This window comes from Paenibacillus zanthoxyli JH29, assembly GCF_000520715.1.
GTDB classification, from domain to species: domain Bacteria; phylum Bacillota; class Bacilli; order Paenibacillales; family Paenibacillaceae; genus Paenibacillus_AQ; species Paenibacillus_AQ zanthoxyli.
On the sequence record NZ_ASSD01000305.1, the window covers coordinates 1 to 2,748 of the forward strand.

The window sequence follows — 2,748 nt, forward strand, 5'->3', positions numbered from 1 at the left end:
TATTTTGTATTAAAAGAAGCAGACCTGACGATTGGATTTTTAGAAAGTGAAAATAAAAAGAGACAATTGAGAATTAAACAACGGCAGCAGTTGATCTTTGAAGAGTGTAGACAATAACCTGTTCTGGTTTTGGAGAAATGTTATTCAGCGAATTTGCAAAGCTTTCATTTCTAGGCACTTCCAAGGATTGCTCTAGAGGCGATGACTGCTTAATGAATGAATTAAATAAACGAATTCGTATCTAAATTTTGTAGTTCTTTTCGTAGGTTCGAGTATACAGGTCTGGAGAGTAGCGGGAAAGTTTTAGAAACCAACTTTAATATAAGAACCAGACACAAACTTTAATGTCACTTGGTGTTTAATCTACTTTTCCTAGGCACCAACTATATTGTAAATTTAGATAAGGGTTGAAAACTCGGAATCCCTTGATTTTACTGGGTTTTACAGACACCAACTATAATGTCACTGAACAGTTGTGTCTGGTGATAAAAAAGTCTGGAACCAGTAAAGAAAGTCTGGAACCAATGTTAAAAGTATGGAACCAGTAATAAAAGTGTGGAACTTTTATGAGCCGTCCTGTTTAGAGGACGGCTCGTTTTTTATCTGTGTTTGATGACATTAAAGTTGGTGCACAGACAGACGTTAATGTTAGTACACGAACATTAATGTTGCTGTTTGAGCGTTCTGTGTAAATTGAAAATGTTGTTGGGCCGCATTTTATAAGGTTGCCTTGATTCTTAGGGCAACCTTTTGTACATGTATGTCCAGCATGGCGTCATTATTAGGGGAAAAGTCCCCGAAGGGAGCTAGCGAGCACCTACCGTAGTAAGGATGTCTGCCGCAAGGCGGAATCTGAAGGAAGTCGGAGGCAAATACACGGGTCAAGGTACACGAACATAATTCGAGGCAGTGTCAGCCAGATGAGTTTCCCATTCGAGACGAAACCTAAGGCCGTCAAGGGCTGGCGCTGTAAACATAGGTGATCGTGGGCAGCTGATAAAAGAAAATAAAATGTTAGACTGAAAAATAAAGTACTAGACTGAGAAAATAAAGTATTAGACTCATGCGGCGGCGAACCGGTAGACTGTTCGGGACTATTCGAAAAGCCAAGCTCTTTACGTCGGCTAGAATGGCATCATTGTGGATTATTGGACTGGCGGTAAAAACCGCCGAGTGGCGGACACGGCCTATTATGAGAATCAAGGAAGATAATGTGATGTTTACCGCCGCAGCCATGGCATCGTAAGCCTAGTTGAGCCTCATTCGTAATCTAGAATTATTGCGCTAAAGAAGACGCTATTACCAACAAACATTATATTTTTATATCCATAGATTAAACTCTCACAATCAAAGTGATACTAAGAAAAACGCGGCGATGGAACCTATCCATCGCTTGTTTTTTTGTTTCTGAGTGACCCGCTCAATAAACGGGCAGAATAGTTAAATCCAATCACAAGTGCTTATGGAGAGTCAAGAAAAATGTACCGATTGCCTTTGTGATGTGAATTTACATCAATCTCCATTAAGGAGAAGATGGCGATAGACCTTGTGATTCAACAAGATGAGGCGATATAGAATAAGACCGCCCCATCCGAGGAGCGGTCTAATCCGAAATATGGCGTTATTAAATTTAGTGTTTTGCATTAACATAAGCCCTTGATACGCAAGGATTTTAAGACATAAAAAGAGACTTCACCCCAACTTGGCGAAGTTTTTCGGTGACCAAACCAAAAACCCCAAGAATGGAGGAAGTCACCGTGTATATTCTCCAAGAAAGTCTATTTCCTTTGAGGAACTGCTAAAAATCTAATCTAAAGACCGATTACCCATCTTTTTTAGCGTTCTCGATCTTCGTCCTTATGCCAAAGAACTGAGAAGTCGTTCACCCCGAGGTGCTGACGGCCACAGGTATCCCCGCGCCTCCGTCATCGTATATGAAAAATCGCCGTCCTGCTTCCGACAACGGAAGAGAGTGGCGACATTTCAAGCGATACTTCTTCTATTAATACATTGAAATTTGACCCTTACTCGGAAGTCACGTGTTCTTCGACGACATAAGATCTAGTTCGCGAACGATCAAGAAAATTGAGCTCGTCCTCTGCAACTCCAGAGTGTGGAGCATACATCTTAGCTACCCAAGCTTCATAAGCACCACGGTCAGGAAATACGAGTTCTGTCACGATATCGAAGTCATCTTTTGTACTAGAGTCGCCCTCTCGTAGAATGTAGTTGCGTTTGTAAACGCTGGGGACTGGTGCCAATCTGGTAATCAGTGGTACATGTTGATTCTCATAGTATTCGATAAGATCTCGTGTATTCATTCCATCCTTTTTGGTAAGAAAGGCCATTACTTTAATCATGTTGATCCGCCTCGCTAGTTTTTAAATTATTCTAATGGACCAAACTCAAAGTCTATTTCCTTTGAGGAACTGCTAAAAATCCAATCTAAAGACCGTTCAGCTACGCAATTGCCCTGAGGTCATTAGTTTTTGATTTTAAGTCAAAAACGAATTATGCAAATTGCTCAAATTACGAGGATTGCTGATCTCGGATTTATTCACACGGTTTCTTATTTTTTTCACCTTTACAAGCCGGTCGCAGAAGAATGAACTTTCGTGGCTCCGCTTATTTCGGTTACCCGTAATAGGGGGCTGGCGAGATTGTACTGGCGTTGCCAAGGATGGTGGCGGCATTGAATGGAGCGTCGGCCTGACGCGAGGCCTAGAGATCTAGCAATCGGGCCAGCCG

General features: G+C 41.7%; 1 protein-coding gene and 1 pseudogene. One reads left to right on the forward strand and one right to left on the reverse strand.

Annotated features, from left to right (window positions below):
- Window positions 1-1,757: 1,757 nt before the first annotated feature.
- A pseudogene (locus L691_RS34495) lies at window positions 1,758-1,906 on the forward strand (transposase); the annotation flags it as partial.
- Between the two features lie 118 nt (window positions 1,907-2,024).
- Here the strand turns inward: L691_RS34495 and L691_RS0111105 are convergent.
- Window positions 2,025-2,360: an EthD domain-containing protein gene (locus L691_RS0111105; protein WP_025690586.1), complete on the reverse strand. Its 336-nt coding sequence runs from the start codon at window positions 2,358-2,360 to the stop codon at window positions 2,025-2,027.
- Window positions 2,361-2,748 lie beyond the last annotated feature (388 nt).

Excerpts from the sequence above, each read along its gene's own strand:
- L691_RS0111105 (WP_025690586.1), bottom strand. The coding sequence starts at position 2,360 with ATGATTAAAGTAATGGCCTTTCTTACCAAAAAGGATGGAATGAATACA.